1 protein-coding gene is annotated in these 603 nt (G+C 30.0%); it reads right to left on the reverse strand.

What is annotated here, in order from left to right; all coding sequences use genetic code 11:
* Window positions 1–603 (reverse strand): DUF3987 domain-containing protein (locus IU405_RS04140; RefSeq protein WP_197437351.1); only part of this gene is annotated, 603 nt, incomplete at both ends.

Below are 603 nucleotides of genomic sequence, written 5' to 3' on the forward strand. Positions count from 1 at the left end.
CTCTTTTATTTTTTCATTGCTTTGTGCTACTAATCTTTCATGATATTTCATTCCTAAATCTCTTGCAAATGTTAAAGCACCTTTACCACTTGCTGCTGGAGCAATTACAAAACTAAATAGATTTGCAAAATTTTTCTTACCTCTATAACCGCCAGATACTGTATTCATACAACCACTTACTATTGTAATTGCTCCTGTAAAAAATACATCACGTTCACGCAAATCTTTAAACACTTCACAACCTTTTTTGAGGATTTTAGGAAGTTTATCGAAAACATGATTTGGTAAATAGGGCATATTTATGAGTTCAGACTTATTGTTCTCTATGTTCTCTATGTTCTCTTTGTTTTCATTTGTTGAAATATTTGAATTTGCATCTTTCGCATACTTCGCAAAGTCTTGTATATTGTTTTTATATGCGCTATTCACTGTAGCTTTTATTTCAGATTCATCTAAATCAAAATTTGTGAGGCAATAATCTAAAGCATCTTCTTTATTAATGCCAAACTTGTTGGCATTGCAAGAGAAAAGGAAAATGAAATTATTTCTATTGCCATTATAATACTGTTCTTTTTTTTGAGTAAAAACAAGGCATTTATCTAA

It is taken from the genome of Polaribacter sp. BAL334, assembly GCF_015767435.1.
Lineage (GTDB): Bacteria > Bacteroidota > Bacteroidia > Flavobacteriales > Flavobacteriaceae > Polaribacter.